This window comes from Acaryochloris sp. CCMEE 5410, from assembly GCF_000238775.2.
Classification (GTDB): Bacteria; Cyanobacteriota; Cyanobacteriia; order Thermosynechococcales; family Thermosynechococcaceae; genus Acaryochloris.
The window spans coordinates 3,131,900-3,149,515 of the sequence record NZ_AFEJ02000001.1; the positions used below are offsets into that span (position 1 = coordinate 3,131,900).

The 17,616-nt window shown below is 47.2% G+C and carries 15 protein-coding genes; 13 read left to right on the forward strand and 2 right to left on the reverse strand.

Annotated elements, in window-relative coordinates:
- Window positions 1-11 precede the first annotated feature (11 nt).
- Window positions 12-2,354, reverse strand: coding sequence for an NACHT domain-containing protein (locus tag ON05_RS14270; protein WP_010479024.1), 2,343 nt, complete (start codon window positions 2,352-2,354; stop codon window positions 12-14).
- A 312-nt stretch (window positions 2,355-2,666) separates the two neighbouring features.
- Here ON05_RS14270 and ON05_RS14275 point away from each other — a divergent pair, with 312 nt between their 5' ends.
- The 13 genes from ON05_RS14275 (at window position 2,667) to ON05_RS14335 (ending at window position 13,639) form a co-directional block, all read left to right on the forward strand.
- The gene (locus ON05_RS14275) at window positions 2,667-3,191 is read left to right on the forward strand and encodes a hypothetical protein (RefSeq protein ID WP_029315562.1); all 525 of its coding nucleotides are present in this window, start codon (window positions 2,667-2,669) and stop codon (window positions 3,189-3,191) included.
- A 6-nt stretch (window positions 3,192-3,197) separates the two neighbouring features.
- Complete coding sequence (locus tag ON05_RS14280; RefSeq protein WP_010479028.1) at window positions 3,198-3,578, forward strand: hypothetical protein; 381 nt, start codon at window positions 3,198-3,200, stop codon at window positions 3,576-3,578.
- 67 nt (window positions 3,579-3,645) lie between these two features.
- On the forward strand, window positions 3,646-5,067 hold the full coding sequence (locus ON05_RS14285; RefSeq protein ID WP_010479030.1) for a flotillin family protein: 1,422 nt from the start codon (window positions 3,646-3,648) through the stop codon (window positions 5,065-5,067).
- Between the two features lie 2 nt (window positions 5,068-5,069).
- Window positions 5,070-6,365 (forward strand): flotillin family protein, encoded by a 1,296-nt coding sequence (locus tag ON05_RS14290; protein ID WP_010479032.1) that lies wholly within the window; start codon window positions 5,070-5,072, stop codon window positions 6,363-6,365.
- Window positions 6,362-7,333, forward strand: coding sequence for a serine/threonine-protein kinase (locus ON05_RS14295; RefSeq protein WP_010479034.1), 972 nt, complete (start codon window positions 6,362-6,364; stop codon window positions 7,331-7,333). Before ON05_RS14290 ends, ON05_RS14295 begins: the two co-directional genes overlap by 4 nt.
- A 184-nt stretch (window positions 7,334-7,517) precedes the next feature.
- Window positions 7,518-8,561, forward strand: a complete 1,044-nt coding sequence (locus ON05_RS14300) for a transposase (protein WP_262561514.1) — start codon at window positions 7,518-7,520, stop codon at window positions 8,559-8,561.
- Window positions 8,558-9,121: a hypothetical protein gene (locus tag ON05_RS14305; RefSeq protein WP_010481724.1), complete on the forward strand. Its 564-nt coding sequence runs from the start codon at window positions 8,558-8,560 to the stop codon at window positions 9,119-9,121. Before ON05_RS14300 ends, ON05_RS14305 begins: the two co-directional genes overlap by 4 nt.
- Complete coding sequence (locus tag ON05_RS14310; RefSeq protein ID WP_010481723.1) at window positions 9,121-9,657, forward strand: hypothetical protein; 537 nt, start codon at window positions 9,121-9,123, stop codon at window positions 9,655-9,657. The genes ON05_RS14305 and ON05_RS14310 overlap by 1 nt, the downstream gene beginning before the upstream one ends.
- 133 nt (window positions 9,658-9,790) lie before the next feature.
- Window positions 9,791-10,975, forward strand: a complete 1,185-nt coding sequence (locus tag ON05_RS14315) for an HlyD family efflux transporter periplasmic adaptor subunit (protein ID WP_010481721.1) — start codon at window positions 9,791-9,793, stop codon at window positions 10,973-10,975.
- On the forward strand, window positions 10,972-12,225 hold the full coding sequence (locus ON05_RS14320) for an FtsX-like permease family protein (RefSeq protein ID WP_010481719.1): 1,254 nt from the start codon (window positions 10,972-10,974) through the stop codon (window positions 12,223-12,225). Before ON05_RS14315 ends, ON05_RS14320 begins: the two co-directional genes overlap by 4 nt.
- A gap of 3 nt (window positions 12,226-12,228) precedes the next feature.
- Window positions 12,229-12,909: a DevA family ABC transporter ATP-binding protein gene (locus ON05_RS14325; RefSeq protein ID WP_010481717.1), complete on the forward strand. Its 681-nt coding sequence runs from the start codon at window positions 12,229-12,231 to the stop codon at window positions 12,907-12,909.
- Window positions 12,910-13,010: 101 nt separating this feature from the next.
- On the forward strand, window positions 13,011-13,232 hold the full coding sequence (locus ON05_RS14330) for a hypothetical protein (RefSeq protein WP_010481715.1): 222 nt from the start codon (window positions 13,011-13,013) through the stop codon (window positions 13,230-13,232).
- The gene (locus ON05_RS14335; protein WP_010481713.1) at window positions 13,229-13,639 is read left to right on the forward strand and encodes a type II toxin-antitoxin system VapC family toxin; all 411 of its coding nucleotides are present in this window, start codon (window positions 13,229-13,231) and stop codon (window positions 13,637-13,639) included. Before ON05_RS14330 ends, ON05_RS14335 begins: the two co-directional genes overlap by 4 nt.
- 168 nt (window positions 13,640-13,807) lie before the next feature.
- Here the strand turns inward: ON05_RS14335 and ON05_RS14340 are convergent, their stop codons facing one another.
- The gene (locus ON05_RS14340) at window positions 13,808-17,227 is read right to left on the reverse strand and encodes a COR domain-containing protein (RefSeq protein WP_262561750.1); all 3,420 of its coding nucleotides are present in this window, start codon (window positions 17,225-17,227) and stop codon (window positions 13,808-13,810) included.
- Window positions 17,228-17,616 lie beyond the last annotated feature (389 nt).

Here is a 17,616-nt window from a genome sequence, read left to right on the forward strand (position 1 = left end):
ATCGTGTCGACTCAAAACAAACCCTGCAATATTTCCTGATGCAAGTTAGTCGCTTTGGCAGAGGCGAGACAAGCGCAGAGCAATGTGCAGCCATAGTAATAGTGACTGAGGGCCGTTACTGCTTCAGCATCATCATAGGCCAGGGTTGGAAATCGATATTGTTTAGACCCCAGAAACGGATGCTGTTCTTGATCTGGCTGAGAGATCTCGGCCACAAGTTTGCTTTTTCCGAGAATCGCCTGGATGGGCGATAACTGGGCGATCTGGTCCAGTCGGCTCACTTCACCTTTAAAGTGCTGCTGACAAGCTTGAGAAAATCGGTCTGGATATTGGAGAACATAGTCAAAAAATAAAGCTCGGACCTGATCAATCGTCTCAAGTTGCTGATTGGTTTGGTGCAGATCGGGTTGATGCCAAACATGAACGAGGGCATCGGCAAAATCAAAGTGCTGACCCGCTTTGAGATTTTTTTTCTGGGTTGGATTGAGATTGCATTTGAAGCAGTGGGCTAAAACTAAGTCATGGTTGAACTGATAGCCCATCTCAAACACACGACTAATTCGACGAGCAGGATCAAATCGGTAATAGTAGTCTGAGCAAAAGGCACTGATGGTGAGCGCCGATTCCAATGGATGCTGGTCTAAAATGTCGCGAGCGAGAGGGGGACTATCTGCATGGGTCTGATAGAGATAGATGATACGGGTTGCGATCGCACCTCCCGCTTCCACCTGGGCCAACGCCCTGTCATTCTGCTCTTGCAAGTAACCCATCAGTTTGGCTTTGAACCTCTGTAAAAAAGCCTCACCTTGCTCAGATCGGAGCATCTGAGCCACAAACAAAAACACCTCATACCAATCCGAATTAAACAGATGATGGTCGCGAAACAGAAGGGCAAAGGCTGACTCAGCATCCGCTTCAATCTCGTCTAAGAGCGCTAACGCCACAAAATACTCATGAAAAGACAGATGGGAGAATCGATAATGGTTCCAAGAATCTTGGGTAATCAGTCCGTAGCTTGCCTCCAGCTCTCGGAAAAACCCAGTCGGCGATAAGCCACCGTGATCTTGTAGATCAATTCCAGCCCGACGGATAAAATCTCTAGACGCTGGAAAAACCTTGCCCTCATCGGTAAATGCTGTTCTAGCAATAGCCTTGAAGAGGGACAATTTCTCTTGATAGGTTTTGCTGGGGATGACTGCCACCTCTGGCAAAATATGGCTATGGTTCAAATCTCCCAGGATATGCTCAAAAGCCATTTCATAGATTTGATGGCGCTGCTGGGGGTGTTCTCGGGCGGTTTCAAAAGCAATACAGAGCAGGGTGAGCAGTAAAGGCGTACTGGCTAAATCAAACTCATGTCTAAAGTTGGCTTCGTGGGTGGTTAGCCATGTGATAAAAGATTCAGCTTGAGTCGGGTTATCGTGAAACCAGTTCCGAGAAAATATTCGAATCTGATGATCGGTAAATTGCTGAATCGTGGCTTGGGTGAACTGTTCATAGACCTGACGACTGGCTGCGGTCCGGCAAGTGATCACCACTCGATTTTGATAGAACAGGTCAAATTCTTTTAAAGCCAAGGCTTGAGCTTGAGAAAGGGGAATTTCATCTTCGCCATCTAACAACAGCAAAACGGAACCCTGATCAAAGAGCCGCCGGAGCAAAGCCGGATCCAGCCCACAGGTTTGCTGATACATTTCACTGATGCAGGCAAAGAGGCTCTGCTGTTTCAACAATTGAGCAATATCTCGCAGGGCGACAAAAATGGGCACCCATTGCGGCAGCAAATATCCCTGTATACATTGCAGAGCCAAGTACTTTAAAAACGTCGTTTTTCCTGATCCGGGCAGCCCTAAGAGATGGAGGTGGGGATATTTTGCAACTGCCTCTTCCCCGGTCAGCGACTCGGACAAGGGGATACTACTCTGCCCCTGACCTCCGGCTAAAGGATAAACATTATTTCCCTGTGACACCCGCACTTGGGTATAGATGGCGTCTACGGGCCGCGCCTTAACCATACCTAGGATGCGTAATGTTCCACATCGCTGCTCAATATAACGCTGCAATTGTTGTCGCGCTTTGTGTATATCTGATCCTTTCGCAACGCTGTGGGGGACAGGAGTAACCCCTTCCGCAATCTCCTGCCAAGGAATCTCCAAAAAATCACAGATCTCTTCAAACTTCTGAGACCAGATTTTTTCCCCTCGCAGAAACTTACCCACCACAGACCGATCAGTTCCTAAGATTTGAGCTAATTCCTGCCGAGTCAGTCCACGCTGTTTAAAGGTCTGCTGAGCTTGTACTAAGCCTTTTTCAGAAGTTTGCAAAGAGGGTTTCCCCCGATTGGATGGTGCCATGATGATATTTTAGGCTTGACTTGTGGATATTATGATGATTTTATGAGTATATTCAGATCAAAAGTTCGGTTAAAAGCTCATTATTTAAGCATTTACAAGGCTTAATGCTGATTTTTTGCTGAGATATAGCGGTTGACTTCTATCTTACTGAATCCAGGGTCGTACTGGCCCTTTTGGTACTGGCCCTTTTGGTACTGGCCCTTTTGATAGTTGAGCGTTGCCAAGAGCTAATTTCCCATAACAGCCCAGAGCGGTTCTTGCCGCACAGTCCACACTACTTTCCTGAAACATCGACTAATGAGGCAGTCATCGATGAGACCCATTGCAAAATTTTGGCGATCTACCTCCAAGAGCAGAGGTGCCTTGCTGCTGCTTAGCGCTGCACAGGTGATCAGCGCTACTCTAACGGTGCAAGCCTTCCCTACAACTGGCACGCGAGTGTCCAGCAGGGCAGATCCACAAAATGTCCACATTGCCCAAGTCACTCCTCTGATAGGGCGATGGAAACTACAGTTCAGTGCTGGGGGCATCGTCCATGAGAGCACATTGCTCATGCGGGGATACTCAGGCTGGATGCGGACTCGATTCTTTAATCTCGCCACTAGAAAAACCAATACCGTTGTGCAGAGGATGCGGGTGCGTCCATCAGCAAATGGGTTACTGATTGTGGGATATAACCCTGTTTACGCAGGGACAACCATTAGGCATCCCAGTTATTTACCGGATGCACTCGTGTTTCGAATTAGCCCAGATGGTTCGACGCTTGCCTTCACCTGCGACACTGCTGGACGCGGTCAGTGTTCTCCCATCACGGTCAAGGCATTGAATTCGAGGTAAGCGTTCATGTTTGTAATGATCGGTCTTTCGATTGCGATTGGCATCAGTTGCGGGGTTGGGGTGATCGGGCTGATTTGGCTTCACCGAGGGAACCAGGGGGTCAATAGTTTCTTACCCGCAGAACATTTGATTGGTTCCTATGGAGTCGTAGACATTCCGTTTGCAGATCGCCACCCTGGTAAGGTCCGAGTCAATATCGGCGATTCCGTCCTCAATCTTCGGGCGTTTGCCTATACATCAGAGCAGTTTGAACTGGGTGATGGGGCGTTTGTTGTCGCTGTTGAAGATAACTGTGTTTTCGTCGTTTCCAGGGATAGTTTACAGAGCTTGGCCCCAATAGATTGCAATGGAGATGACATTGACCCTCTTCTAAGAGACCTTATTTAGTCTGCTCCACACAATTTCCCCATCAAATTTAGCGTTGTTCGATACAGGCAATGAGAGGTATTTTGCGATGACTCAGAAACTCATTCATACCCGCAAATTAGAGACCAGCTTGGCTCAGTTAGTGGAACCGACACCTTCTCCCTGGACCATCGAGCGTCCACTCAAAGACGCCTTGCCCCCAATTCTATGGGGTTTAGGATTACCTCTGACTGTCGCTGTTTTGGGTAGTTTAGTTAGCATCTGGTTTCTAAAGTCTTTTCTGGTCATTTGTAAACCCAACGAGGTCGTGATTCTGGCAGGCCGCAAATGGCAGACGCAGGGAGGACAGCGCCTAGGCTATCGAGTGCTCACGGGGGGACGGGCGATTCGGATCCCGATTGTAGAAACGGTCAAACGGATGGATGTGACAACGATGGCAGTCCCCGTAGAAGTCCATAATGCTTACTCTAAGGGCGGTATTCCTCTCCATATTCAGGCGATCGCCAATATCAAAATTTCCAGCGATTCACGGGTGGTGGGTAATGCGATTGAACGGTTCCTTGGCCACAAGCGGACCGAAATTATTCGAGTCGCCCAAGAAACTTTGGCTGGATATTTGCGGGGGGTGGTGGCAACCCTGACCCCCGAACAGGTGAACGAAGATCGGCTTCAGTTTGCTGAGCGAATCGCCTCAGATGTGAGCCGAGAGCTGCGAACCCTAGGACTTCATCTCGATATTCTCAAAATCCAGAGCGTAGCAGATGATGTGGACTATCTCAGCTCCATCGGACGGCAGCGAATTGCCATGATTCTACGGGATGCCGAGGTGGCTGAGTCCAATGCCCTCTCCATGGCAGAGCAAATAGAGGCTGAGTGCCAAGAACAGGCAGAAGTAGCTCAGACTCAGGATCGCACCGTAATTCTAGAGCAAGAAAACCAACTCCGCAAAATCAAAGCCAAGCTAGAGCGACAGGCTCGTTCGGAAGAAGAAATTACTGTGGCCGCCACCCATGAGCGACGGGCTAAAGTAGAGCAAATTTTACAGAAACTGCGCGCTGAAGTAGAGCGGCTGCGGTTACAGGCTGATCAGATCTTGCCAGCCCAAGCCCAACAGCAGGCAGCAGAACTCCGACGGCACGGAGACGCTGCAATTCTGGCGGAAAATGCCCAGGCGGCGGCACAGGTCAACGACATGTTGGCGGCGGTGTGGCAAGAAATTGGCACCGACGCCTCGCAAGTGTTCTTGATCCAGCAAATTGAAACCGTGTTGCGGGAAGCAGTCCAGATCCCTGAGCGGCTCCATTTGCATCAGGTCAACGTAGTGGACAACGGCGATGGGGAGGCCGTTGCTAGCTTACTAAAGGTTTACCCCCAGGTGGTGCGCCAGTTTCTAGATAGTCTTCACCACACCTTGGGGATTGATGTTGTGGGCACCTTGACGCAAGCCCATGAGCCAACGTCTTTTCCCCAACAGTCCTTGACTCACCATTTATCTGAAAAAGGAGCGTAATCGTGGAACTGATCACTTTACTACTCGGCCTCAGTGGACTTAGCCTCGTGGCTGGGTGGAGTGTAACGAAGAACTTCTACTGCATTTGCCAACCCAGTGAAGTGCTGATCTTTGCGGGGCCACGCACGCGGCTAACCAACGGCCAAACGATGGGCTATCGCCTGGTGAAAGGGGGCAGTAGTTTGCAGATGCCGCTGTTAGAGCAAACCTTTCGCATGGACTTAACTAATATGATTATTGATCTCCAGGTGACGGGAGCCTATTCCAAAGGTGGTATTCCGCTGACGGTCACGGGAGTTGCCAATATTAAAATTGCAGGCACCGAACCGACTATTCATAATGCCATTGAGCGCCTCTTAGGTAAAAAACGGGCAGAGGTGGAACAGCTTGCCAAAGAAACCTTGGAAGGGAATTTACGAGGTGTTTTAGCGAGTTTGACCCCTGAACAAGCCAATTCCGATCAGATTGCCTTTGCTAAAAGCCTCCTGGAGGAAGCCGAAGCGGATCTAGAAAAGTTGGGGCTGCTCCTCGATAGTTTACAGATCCAAACCATTTCCGACGAGGTGAGCTACTTAGACTCTTTGGGGCGTCAACAACAGGCCGAGTTGATCCGGGATGCCCGCATTGCAGAAGCGAAGGCAAAAGCCGAGTCGCAGATTCAAGATTCTGCCAATCTGCGTCGTACCGCTCTCCGCCAACTTCGACGGGATGAGGAAATTGCGAAGGCTGATGCGGATAAGCGGGTTAGAGATGCGTTAACTCGGCGAGTGGCCGCCATTGAGGAGGTGGAATCTGTGGTGGGGGTGCAGGTGGCTCGCGTCCAGGCCGAGGCCGCAGTAGAAACAGAGCGGATTCGTCAGGTGGAACAGCAGCTCCAGGCGGATGTGATTGCCCCAGCAGAAGCAGACTGTCAGGCTGCGATCGCAACCGCCAAAGGCAAAGCCGCCCAGATTATCGAAGAGGGCAAAGCTCAAGCTACTGGTACGCGCCAGTTGGGTCAATCCTGGCAAGCGGCGGGCGCAGCAGCGCAGGACATTTTCATGTTTCAGCAGCTTCATATTTTGACCAAGCTGATGGCGGCAAGCGTCCCGGATGTGAGTGTTCAGAATGTTACGGTGATTGATGCCCAACGAGGAGCCACTGCCACCAAACTGGCTGCTTTTCTAGAACAATTCCAGCAGGCCACGGGCATGGACATGCAACAGGTGCTAGGGAAATTGACGTCCCCAGAGACCTCTACAGAACCGTCATGGCCCAAGGTTGAGCCGGGATCTGATCTCTTGGAGGCCGCCTCATGAGTAATCAGATCGTACGTGATGGTCTCCGACCGGGCTACGTCCTACAGACAGTAAGCAACGGCCATCGCTACCAAATCCAACAAAAACTCAGTGACAAAGCAGGTCGACAAACCTATTTGGCACAAGATTCTGAGCAAAACGAGCAGGTGATCATCAAAATACTCAACTTTGACGATGCTCTGACCTGGGACCATTTCAAATTATTTGAACGGGAAGCCAAAACCTTACAAAATCTCTCTCATCCAGCTATCCCAAAATACCGAGACTATCTTGACCTGGATTCAGGGGATTTTAAAGGGTTTGCACTAGTCCAAACCTATATCAAAGCCCAATCATTGGAGTCTTATCTCCAGGCAGGATGCACCTTCAGTGAAGCAGAAATTAAACAGCTCGCTGAATCCTTGCTAGAAATTTTGACCTATTTGCACAGCCAAAATTCCCCTGTCATCCACCGAGATCTGAAACCGAGTAATATTCTCCTGGGTGACCGTTCAGGCAACCACCTCGGTCAAGTCTACCTCGTTGATTTTGGGTCAGTGCAGACCGTTGCCAGCAAAGAAAGCGGCACTATCACCATTGTTGGCAGTTATGGCTATATTCCCTTCGAGCAATTTTGCGGACAAGCGGTTCCTGCCTCTGATTTGTACAGCTTGGGGATGACCCTACTCTATCTGGCAACGGGGGTTCATCCGGCTGATTTACCTCAAAAGCAAGGTGAAATTCAAATCAACAATACAGGTTTAAGTCGCCCGTTAGAACAATGGCTCAAGCAGATGACGAGTCCTCGGTTGGATCGTCGCTTCCCTGATGCCCAGTCTGCATTGAAGGCACTGATTCACCATCAAGCCTACCATCAAACTCAATTACAACCTTTATATACTAGAGTGCAATTGCGGCGTATCCATGAAACCTTTGAGGCTGACTGCCTGACAGAAGTATCTCAAAGCCTTTATTTTCATAGTCTTTGAGAAAAGAGTGGAGCGACATGTGAAGCTAGATTTAAGCACAAATCAGCGTTACTCAAATGTCAGGCTCCACCCAAATTTATCGTCAACTGTTCTCCTTTTTACGTCAACACAGCCATTATCGAGATTTGCGTCATCTCATGACCCTGGGATGGATGGTGAGCGCCTTAATCTGCAGTGAACGATTATGCTTATCTGCTTGGGAATCCTATGTCCCCTGCCGAGCAAAAAAGCCCAAAGTGTCGAGCGTCGCTGGCAACGCTTTCTGTGCAATCCGCTCATTGATGTCCACAAACTGTATGTCCCTTTGGTCCTTCTAGCGCTTAAGAACTGGCGAACCCATCGCCTTTACCTAGCGATGGATACCACGGTTTTATGGAATGAATACTGCATGATTCATGTATCCGTTGTCTGCTGTGGCAGAGCAGTACCGTTGTTATGGAAAGTATTAGAGCACAAGAGTGCGGCGGTTGCTTTTGAGGAATATCAACCGCTATTGCGTCAGGCCCGTTGGTTATTACGGCAGCATCCAGATGTCATGTTGTTAGCAGATCGTGGGTTCGCGAACCATCAACTGATGAGCTGGTTACAGCAGAGCCGTTGGCATTACTGTCTGCGTATCCCATGTGATGTCCTTCTCCATGGCCCCCGTCAATGTCCAAGAGAAGTCCGTAGGTTATGGCCATCCAAAGGAGAAGCTCTCCTCTACCGTAATGTCGGGCTTTGGGATGATGGCCTCTATCGGTGCAATTTGGTACTGGCGAATATCCGAGGCGTAAAAGAACCATGGGCAGTGATTACAGATGAATCACCCTCGTTACAAACCTTGTGGCAATACGCCTTGAGGTTTCGGGTGGAAGAATTATTCCTCGATAGTAAATCTGGTGTGTTTGAGCTTGAAGAGTCGAAAATTCGCTGTGCTGATGCTCTGGAGAGGCTGTACCTGATTGCTGCTGTGGCACTGCTATACAGCACGGCTCAGGGGATGGCTGTTCATATTAAAGGGCTACGCCAACAGGTTGATCCCCATTGGCACAGAGGCATTAGCTATCTCAAGATTGGATTGCGGTGGCTCAAGGGGGTGGTCCATAAAGGACGGGAGTTGTTGATGCCAGTCCCCTTATTCACCAAGGATCCGCAACCGTGTTTTGCCTCTAAAAAAGCTCAAAAGAAACACTACAACAAAATCTGGTTCTCTCGTATCCGCTCTCTACAGTGCAAAGCTTTATGAGCTATGGAATACAAAGATCTGTCAGGCAGTCAGCCTTTGAGGTCATCATTCCCAATACTCTGTCTGTAAAGAATGTCATGGGATGGCTTCTTACTAGTTTTATATTATTTTTTTTCCTGTGGTTCATAGTTCCTGTAGGCATACTTTACCTTCTTGCTTGTGCATTTACTGGTACATCTCCATTTGCGGGCCATAGTAAATCTGAAAAAATTAAAAAGTTGGTCATTGATGACAAAAAAATTGTCTGCTATTCCAATCTTGGTAAGAGAACAAATCTTCGATCCCAAATAAAACGCTTGTGTTATGCCCGGAGTTACGAATTCGATCATTTTTATGACGAAAGCAACAGAAAAATTCGCCGAGGCAAAGTTAGTGTTGAACCCCAACTCATGATTTATATAGGATCAAATGTAAGGGACGAATATATTATCGAAGGTCTAACCAATGCTGAGTGTTGGTGGATAGGCCAAGAACTGAGCGACTTTTTGGATTTAGAACTGCAAGTTATTTATCCCACACCAAAAGTGCCACCGGAACCATCCTGTGGAGGAGGGTGTTGATGGTGAGTACCGCGTACCAAAAAGCTATGACGGCGGCAGAGCATCACCTGTTTCAAAAGATCTTGGACTTCCCGCTTGATCCGCCCGGTGCGGTTTTTCCGTTCTCCTACAAGTTGGCTTGGGAATATCAGTGGACTAATTTGTATACATTGCGTGCCATTGATGAGTATAAAAAATTCGTCTTTCTCGCCGTGACAGCCAACCATATGGTTTCCCCCGCTACTCCTGTTGATCGAGTTTGGCACTTACATCTGCTGTATACCCACTCTTACTGGGAGGACTTTTGCGGGCAAATATTAGGTAAACCTCTCCACCACATCCCCAGTTTGGGCGGTCGACGAGAAGGCAAAAAGTATCAGCGTGTCTATGAGCAGACCTTGTTTACGTATCGTCAGTACTTTGGCGATCCACCTACCGATATTTGGCACCCACCCCGACTGAGAAGTGAAAGCGTCAATTTTCAGTGGGTCAACAAACGTCAATACTGGCTGATTCCTCGCCCTCTGCAATTTTGCAAGAACCTACTGTTTTCCTAGGCAGAGCAACAGGTCTCCATAAAGTTTTCAACCATTTTCATGAGTAAACTCAATCTTCAAGCGAAACAACGCTTTGAGAATCTCAGTCTACAATTGAAAAGCTAGCTGATGCTTCATTGACTCAGAGGTATGCATGACGGTCCCAGGAGCAAAGCGACAAGACGGCAAATGGTTGATAGTCATTCTGGGATCCTCGTTACTGATGAGTGCCTGTGGACTGTTGCAAGCTCAGCCCACTCCTACTCCCACTCCTATAGCCGTCAAGTCTAACCGAGTAGTGGCTCGGGGCAAAATTATTCCTGAATTTGATGTGATCAAGTTATCGGTCTCGAATGCCGAAGACAGCCGAGTCAATCGGATTTTGGTCAAAGTAGGCGATCGCGTGCGCGCCAATCAGGTGATTGCAACCCTCCAAGGTGCTGATCGTCGGCTCGCGGATCTGAAGGCAGCACAAGCTAATGTCAAACTCTTACAAGCGCGCCTGATCAAGGCCAAACAAGGAGATGCCAAACCGGGAGGTATTGCGGCCCAGCAAGCCGTTGTGGTCCGGTTGGAAACCCAGCTTCCCGTTGAGATTAAGCAAAAAGAGGCCGAAATTGTCAGTGCTCAAGCCTCGTTGCGAGAGGCTGCACTCACTTATCAGCGTCGTCAACAACTTTTTAAACAGGGCGCGATTAGTCGGGCAGAAGTGGATACTGCTCGCGAAGAATTTGAGACCACTCGCGCCACCTTAGCGACCCAAATCGCATCTTTAGAACAAACCGTTACTACTTTAAAAGCACAAATTCTAGAGGAAAAGGCTCGGTTAGCTGAACTTCAACAGGTCCGCCCCATTGACGTTACCATTGCCCAAGCCGAGCTAGAACAAGCGTTGATTGAAGTGGAACAACGACGGGCTGACTATGATGATACGCAAGTTCGAGCGCCCATCCCTGGCCAGATTTTGCGAATCAATACCAAGGTGGGAGAGCAGGTGAATACGCAGCTTGGCATTGTCGATTTGGGACGAACCGAGCAAATGTTTGTCCAGGCGGAAGTCTATGAAACGGATGTGAGTAAGGTTCGGAAAGGCCAACGAGCCAAGATTCTCAGTGAATATGGTGGATTTGAAGGGGAGATCCAGGGGGTGGTGGATGATGTCGGCCTCCAGATTGACCCTCGGACCTTATCAACCGGAAATAACAACCCCACGACCGACGAAAATGCTCGGGTCGTCAATGTTTCCATTCGCATCGACAAAGACGATAGTCCCATTGTCGCTGGTCTGACGAATATGCAAGTCAGAGTCACCATTGACTTACAGGAGAAGGCCGGATGAAATGGGGCCGCCTGCGCAATTTAACGGCTGAACGCCCCTTGGCTTGGGCGCAGCTTTCCCATCAAAAAGCTCGCTTGGCCGTTGCTCTGACAGGGGTAGCCTTTGCCAATATCCTTATGTTTGCCCAACTGGGAATTCGGGCGGTGTTGTTTGATGGCATTACCTTAATTCATGAGCATCTCCAAGGTGAGCTGTTCCTGATATCGTCTTACTCTCGGGCCTTGGGATTTCAGTCTTTTGCGCGGGTGTATCTGTATCAAGCAAATGCCGTCCCTGGAGTAGATACAGCGAGTCCTCTCTATATCCTGGGACAAGTGGACTGGATCAACCCGGAGCAACTCCCCGCCGAACATCCGATTCCCCCCGAGTTATTGTCTCCTCCAGGGCAAGATCAGTCGGGCGATCAAGAGATTCAAATTTTTCCAGATCGGGTTAAAATTCTGGCCTTTAACCTCACCCAGCCTGCCTTTACCCTGCCCGAGATCAATCAGCAACTGGACAAGTTGAAAGAACCCGATTCGATTCTCTACGACCGCCTGTCTCAGGACGGGTTGGGACCGATTCCCGATTTAATCACGCAGAAACCGCAGTTAACGACGGTGATGGGAAACCGCCGCACTCAAATTGCCGGGTTGTTTACCTTAGGGAGCACCCTGTTCACCAAAGGGCATGTGATTATGAGTGACTTGAACTATGCCGCCCGCAATGGACCCGAGAGTTTAGAGAGTGTCAGTGTGGGATTGGTGAGTTTGGATGCAGGCGCTGACCCCCTGCAAGTTAAAGCGCAAATCCAACAGGCCTTACCGCCTTCGATTCAGGTGTTAACCCGAGAAGAACTGATCCAAAAAGAAGTGGCGTTTTGGGAAACGGATCCAAGTGGCACGGTCCTTAATTTCGGGGCGATGATGGGTTTTGTGGTGGGAGTGATTGTGGTGTATCAGGTCCTCTACTCGGATGTGCTAGAACATTTGCCAGAATATGCCACCTTGAAAGCGATGGGGTTTGCAGATAATGCTTTGCTACGGGTTGTCCTACAGGAAGCCATGATTTTGGCGGTGTTGGGTTTTGTGCCTGGATGTGTGGCCTCCGTCGGGGTCTATAGCCTGCTCAGTTCTTTGACCAAAATTCCTTTGAGCTTGCGACCCGATGTGATGGTCCAAGTGTTTATCTTAACCATTGTTATGTGTATGGGAGCAGGTGGAATTGCGACTCAGAAGCTACGCCAAGCCGACCCTGCGGATGTGTTTTAACCGATGGAACCCGTTGTTTCGATCCGTCATCTCAATCATGCTTTTGGCAAGGGGCAGTTACGTAAGCCTGTGCTGAAGGATATTAGCCTAGATCTCAATCCTGGTGAAATTGTGATTCTGATGGGGCCGTCGGGAAGTGGAAAAACGACGTTATTGACGCTGATCGGGGCGTTGCGATCGCAACAGGAAGGCAGCCTTAAATTCCTCAACCAAGAACTCCTAGGTGCCCCCAAGAAAAAGCTGGTCAAGCTCCGCCAGCAAATTGGTTTTATTTTCCAGTCTCATAATTTGCTGGACTGTCTAACGGCCCAAGAGAATGTGCGCATGTCTCTGAAGCTGCATACGCACTTGACGTTGGAGGAACGGACTAGGCGTGCGATCGCAATCCTGGAATCCGTTGGTTTAGGCGAACATATCCATTACTATCCGGCCAATCTATCGGGGGGACAAAAGCAAAGAGTCGCCATTGCTCGCGCCCTCGTCAGCTACCCTAAACTCGTCCTCGCCGATGAGCCTACTGCTGCCCTCGATAGCAAAACGGGTCGAGATGCAGTTGAAATCATGCGAAAATTGGCTCAAGAAGAAGGCTGTACAGTAATGTTAGTAACGCACGACAATCGGATTCTGGATATGGCTGATCGGATCTTGCAAATGGAAGATGGTCAGCTATTACCGACTTCCTGACGCCCGATTTTAATATTGCTCCAACTGGCACAGAAAACGTTATCAGTTGTTGAACGGATAAAGCAATGCGATCATAGTGCTATGACTTGTGCTGAAACATCATGACAGTAGAGCAAATTCTAGAACTGGCTAGTGAACTATCTCCCTCAGAACAGCAACAGCTTCTCGAGGAGTTGCAATCGCGAGCGATGAATCAGGATACAACATCAGTCAAGAGTCCCTACGATACGCTCTTGAACCTGGCAGGTTCTGCCCACTCCGATTACCAAGATGTCTCTATGAATAAGCATCAACATCTAGGAGAGACATATACAGCTCAGTGAAGCCAGTATTTTTAGACAGTGGAGCTTTCTTTGCCTTATTAGTGGTCGAGGATGCTTTTCATCAACGCGCTGCCGACCTATTTCAACAGGCAAATTCTGAAGGCTGGCATCTTATCACTACCAATTTAGTAGTGGTTGAAACCTACGCTCTTATCCTTGCGCGAACTAGAAAAGGCCGAGATCATGCTGTTGCGTTTCTCAATGGTCTTGATACTTCTGCTTGTCATATAGAAAGGATTACTGAGCAGGATGAAGCGCTTGGTGCAGAGATTGTCCGTACTCATCGGGATAAAACTTATTCACTATGTGATGCCATCAGTTTTGCCGTTATGCAGCGTCTGGGTATTGCGGAAACAATCTCGTTTGATAAGCACTTTCGTGAATTTGGTCAATTTATCGTGTTGTAAATCCAATGGTAGGGTGCGCATATCTCTGAAGTGATTCACTCATTTATTAGTGACAAAATTGAAGTGGTAGCTTGCAAGTCTAGCATCCATAATGAACATCTCAAGTTTAGTGAAGTACCGATTTCTGCATGCTTCATTCCGTCATTGAGAAATCTTGGAAGAGTCGCTCTACCGATCTTGTGGTATTTCGGGCAACTCTGGATTATATATTTCGTGGTACTTCGGGTGGACCCAGAGAAACTGTCGTCGTCTATCTTGAACTCGCTTCAGTCCCCCAAAATAGGGGTCTTCTTGTCTAATACGTTCCTGCAGTAACCTTAAAGGAATGCCTTCTAACTGTTTAGATTCACCATACAAATTCGACAAACCCCCTTGGTTTGATAATCCTTTCTCACCTTGCATTAGCATATTTCCAGCGTCACCACTAGCTTGAAGCAAAGCATTAAATGATTTCTGTCCAAGATCGAGATTTTCTTCGATAGCTTTGTAAGATGGGTCATCCAAAGACCACTGAGCAACTGAACGTGCAACGGGGAGGATTAATGAAAGGATTCTAGCAGTAAATTTAGCATAAGGAGCGACTCGCAAAAGCCATTCACGAGGCTGCTCAAGAAGATATGAACCACATTTGGAGTTGTTAGCTAGCTGAGGTACAGGAAGGCGCGAATGTGCGCACCAGAGGGTAACTCTAACTTTAATTTTCGCCCAGCCCATTTCAGCCCACTGCTCTGCATTATTAGGGATAATGCTATAAAGTCGAGGGGCATCTCTAGCATCATCTGCTAATTCAGCCATCAACTTAGAGAATTGCTCATCTGCTTGGCTCATTAGTATTTTCAGATCAGTGTGCAATTCTTGGTAATTATTCTGAACAGCGCGATATATAAGTACTTGACCTCGCCTCATTTCAGCTGATTGAGAAGCAAGTTTCTCATCAAGCAGGATTGAAAAATCTTGACTAGTAGAGGAAGGCGCTTGAGACAAGAGAGTATCAATGTTCTGCCATTCGTCACAATCAGGAATTGGGCAGGGGTATTCAGGACGCCCACGATTGCGACTTTCAATCAACTTACTAATTTCAAACAGACCTAAGCCTGGTTCATTTTTCCCACAAGGTTGCTGGCACGGCACAGTAATCTGACAGCGCAGTCCTTTCCAAAAGTTCTCGACTAGCCATTTTACTTCTTCACTGAGATGCTGCAAGAAGTATTGAGGATATGTAGCACGAACAGTAATACGTATATCGTTACCTATAAGTTCGAGAAAGGCCCTACCGTTATAAGTATCGTCAAGTATGAGACCTCTCTGCCAGTGGCAGTTTCTAGTATTATCTTTGCGACCAAGAGAGTAGCGATGCAAACGGACAATCAGTTGATATAAAATGCCTTCAGCCATCCCGGGTAATCCAGTATTCGCATCAACAATGCGGCAAACTTGGGCACGTTGGATTTCATTAGAATTAGGCTCTACTTTCCAATATTCCGAGAGCTGCTGAGGACGATTTCCAGGAACAAGTTGGGCAATTAAACTCGTTGGTTCTGCATGAGTCCCAGATTCGATGACACGATAAGTAAGATCAAATCTTTCCATTAATCGTAGAAAGATTGGATGAATAGATGGATCGTACTGTTCAGTCTGCGGACGAGCCAAATCATTCCAAAGCTGCCCAAGATGACGGTGTGTGACAAGACCACTTTGTTTTTTTACCTGCTCATCTTCAAAGGCAAAGCTGATAGCCTTACTCAACCAGTCAGCTTTGAGAATAACGATATCTTTTAAACTCTCATCATTACCATAATGTATAAAATGTCCCAACTCATGTGACATGGAAGCGAAAAGTTTAGTCTGGCTTTGATCCAAGCCACGATCTAGACAGAATCTGGCAAAATTGCTGTAGGAAAGGTATGGTTCTCGAATATTAGATAAGGCTTCGCGAGTGCGCTTATAACTCGCGGCAACTTTACGTCCCATACCTGGAAGAGTTGAAGCAACTCGTGCGATTTCAGCTTTTAATTCATCTATGCCAGCACCCGTCTTACTATCCACATGATGAAAGCTGACAAGTACCTCACTAAACTGATCACCTAGAGCTATTTCATCAATGTATGCTTGGCGTTCTTTTGGACCACCGTGAGTAGCAACAACTAAAATACGGGGACGTTCATCTGGTCGATTAATATCATAAGCACGATGTTTAATTAACCGAGACCAATATTCCACAAAACCTTGCTCTGGTCCCTCACGGGGCTTCCAAACTATGAGATATATAGCAGGGGAACTGAAGAAGAGCTGGTGAGTAGGGCGATATATGGGTTGTCCACCAAAATCCCAGGCGTTGAGGGTGATTTCTACGTTTGTCACTGAAGGGTGTTCTAGACAAACAGCACGAGTTTCGATGCCATGGGTTGTATCTCGATTCTCAATCCATGCATCACCACGTAATGCACCAAGTAGACTACTTTTTCCTACCGCTCCTTCGCCAACAAGAATGAGTTTAGCTTCATATAGTGCTAATGATTCTTTGGCTCGTTCACGAAGATATTGCAAAATAGCATTCTTACCCTGTGCTTCAAGAGCAGACAGTTCAACGTTAAGAGGATTATCTTGAAGATTAAGAGAATTAAGATTAACCAATCCATCAAAGAAATCAGGTAGGCTAGTCAGTCGATTACCGGAGAGGTCAAGCCAAGTAAGATTGGTCAGTTGGCCAAATTCTTCAGGTAGGCTAGTCAGTTGATTACCGGAGAGGTCAAGCCTAGTAAGATTGGTCAGTTGGCCAAATTCCTCAGGTAGGCTAGTCAGTTGATTACCGGAGAGGTCAAGCCTAGTAAGATTGGTCAGTTGGCCAAATTCCTCAGGTAGGCTAGTAAACCTATTGCGTTCAGAAAAAGTTGAACCAAGTCCTAATTCAGTGAGGTTGATAAGTTGGGAAATGCCCTTTGGCAAGCTGGTCAACCCATTACCAGCACAGTTCAGTGAATTAAGCTTAGTTAGTTGAACAAGAATTTCAGGCAGACAAACTAGTTGATTTCCAGCAACATTCAACGAATTAAGATTAACCAGTTGCCCCAACTCTTTGGGTAGTCTAGTGAGCTTATTAGAATTGAGGTTTAAGTGTGTAAGGTTGATCAGCTGACCGAGTGTCTTAGGTAAGCTGACAAAGTGATTGCTTGTTAGATCAAGATAAGTGAGTTTTTTTAGCTGACCAAAATTTTTTGGCAGACTTTTTAGTTCATTTTGCGATAGATAAAGCTGGTTGAGACTGCTTAATTGACCAAATCTTTTTGTTAATTCAGTCAAGCTATTGTCACTAAGATCTAAGTAAGTTAGATAGGTTAATTGATCAAGTTCTGCCGGAAGAGTTCCAAGATTGTTATTGCTGAGATCGAGATAGGTCAGTTTGGTCAACTGACCCAAAGATTTAGGTAAACTTTCCAAATGAGTTCTTCGGAGGTCTAAAGAACTAAGGCTGGTTAGTTGACCAAATTCTTCAGGTAGACTATCTAGACGTTCTCCCCCAAGATCGAGTTCTGTATCTCCCCTCTGAGCGGCTTCCCAAATAATTTTCAGCAACTGATCTTTTGTCATTATCCTTAATGATCATATTCTGTCAAGAATACATTAGTGAATTCAATCATGCTACTAGTGCTGTTCAAAGAACCATTCAAAAATCACTGACCTCTTTAAAAACCACTAGTCCTTGATTATTAGTAATACATGTATTTGAGTGGAGGGTAGAAGACATACTAGCTATGGTTATATAACAAACTGACTTATAACTTTTTTCACAGAATACTGACTATCAATTATCATATAGTATTCCTTTAAATGGAATTTCCAGTCAAGTATCCTTGAATACCCTATTTTTAGATAGAAATTCGACACATTGTGGAGTGATACGCCAATTCCCAAATCTTCTTTTACAATAAATCTCTAAGCAACTGCAATGCCCACTATTACTGAGAATCAACTTCCAC

What these genes read in the sequence shown, in the direction of transcription:
- ON05_RS14340 (WP_262561750.1), bottom strand. Translation starts at nt 17,227, where the DNA reads ATGACAAAAGATCAGTTGCTGAAAATTATTTGGGAAGCCGCTCAGAGG.
- ON05_RS14315 (WP_010481721.1), top strand. Translation starts at nt 9,791, where the DNA reads ATGACGGTCCCAGGAGCAAAGCGACAAGACGGCAAATGGTTGATAGTC.
- ON05_RS14275 (WP_029315562.1), top strand. Translation starts at nt 2,667, where the DNA reads ATGAGACCCATTGCAAAATTTTGGCGATCTACCTCCAAGAGCAGAGGT.
- ON05_RS14305 (WP_010481724.1), top strand. Translation starts at nt 8,558, where the DNA reads ATGAGCTATGGAATACAAAGATCTGTCAGGCAGTCAGCCTTTGAGGTC.
- ON05_RS14300 (WP_262561514.1), top strand. Translation starts at nt 7,518, where the DNA reads ATGCTTATCTGCTTGGGAATCCTATGTCCCCTGCCGAGCAAAAAAGCC.
- ON05_RS14280 (WP_010479028.1), top strand. Translation starts at nt 3,198, where the DNA reads ATGTTTGTAATGATCGGTCTTTCGATTGCGATTGGCATCAGTTGCGGG.
- ON05_RS14325 (WP_010481717.1), top strand. Translation starts at nt 12,229, where the DNA reads ATGGAACCCGTTGTTTCGATCCGTCATCTCAATCATGCTTTTGGCAAG.
- ON05_RS14295 (WP_010479034.1), top strand. Translation starts at nt 6,362, where the DNA reads ATGAGTAATCAGATCGTACGTGATGGTCTCCGACCGGGCTACGTCCTA.
- ON05_RS14310 (WP_010481723.1), top strand. Translation starts at nt 9,121, where the DNA reads ATGGTGAGTACCGCGTACCAAAAAGCTATGACGGCGGCAGAGCATCAC.
- ON05_RS14330 (WP_010481715.1), top strand. Translation starts at nt 13,011, where the DNA reads ATGACAGTAGAGCAAATTCTAGAACTGGCTAGTGAACTATCTCCCTCA.
- ON05_RS14320 (WP_010481719.1), top strand. Translation starts at nt 10,972, where the DNA reads ATGAAATGGGGCCGCCTGCGCAATTTAACGGCTGAACGCCCCTTGGCT.
- ON05_RS14270 (WP_010479024.1), bottom strand. Translation starts at nt 2,354, where the DNA reads ATGGCACCATCCAATCGGGGGAAACCCTCTTTGCAAACTTCTGAAAAA.
- ON05_RS14285 (WP_010479030.1), top strand. Translation starts at nt 3,646, where the DNA reads ATGACTCAGAAACTCATTCATACCCGCAAATTAGAGACCAGCTTGGCT.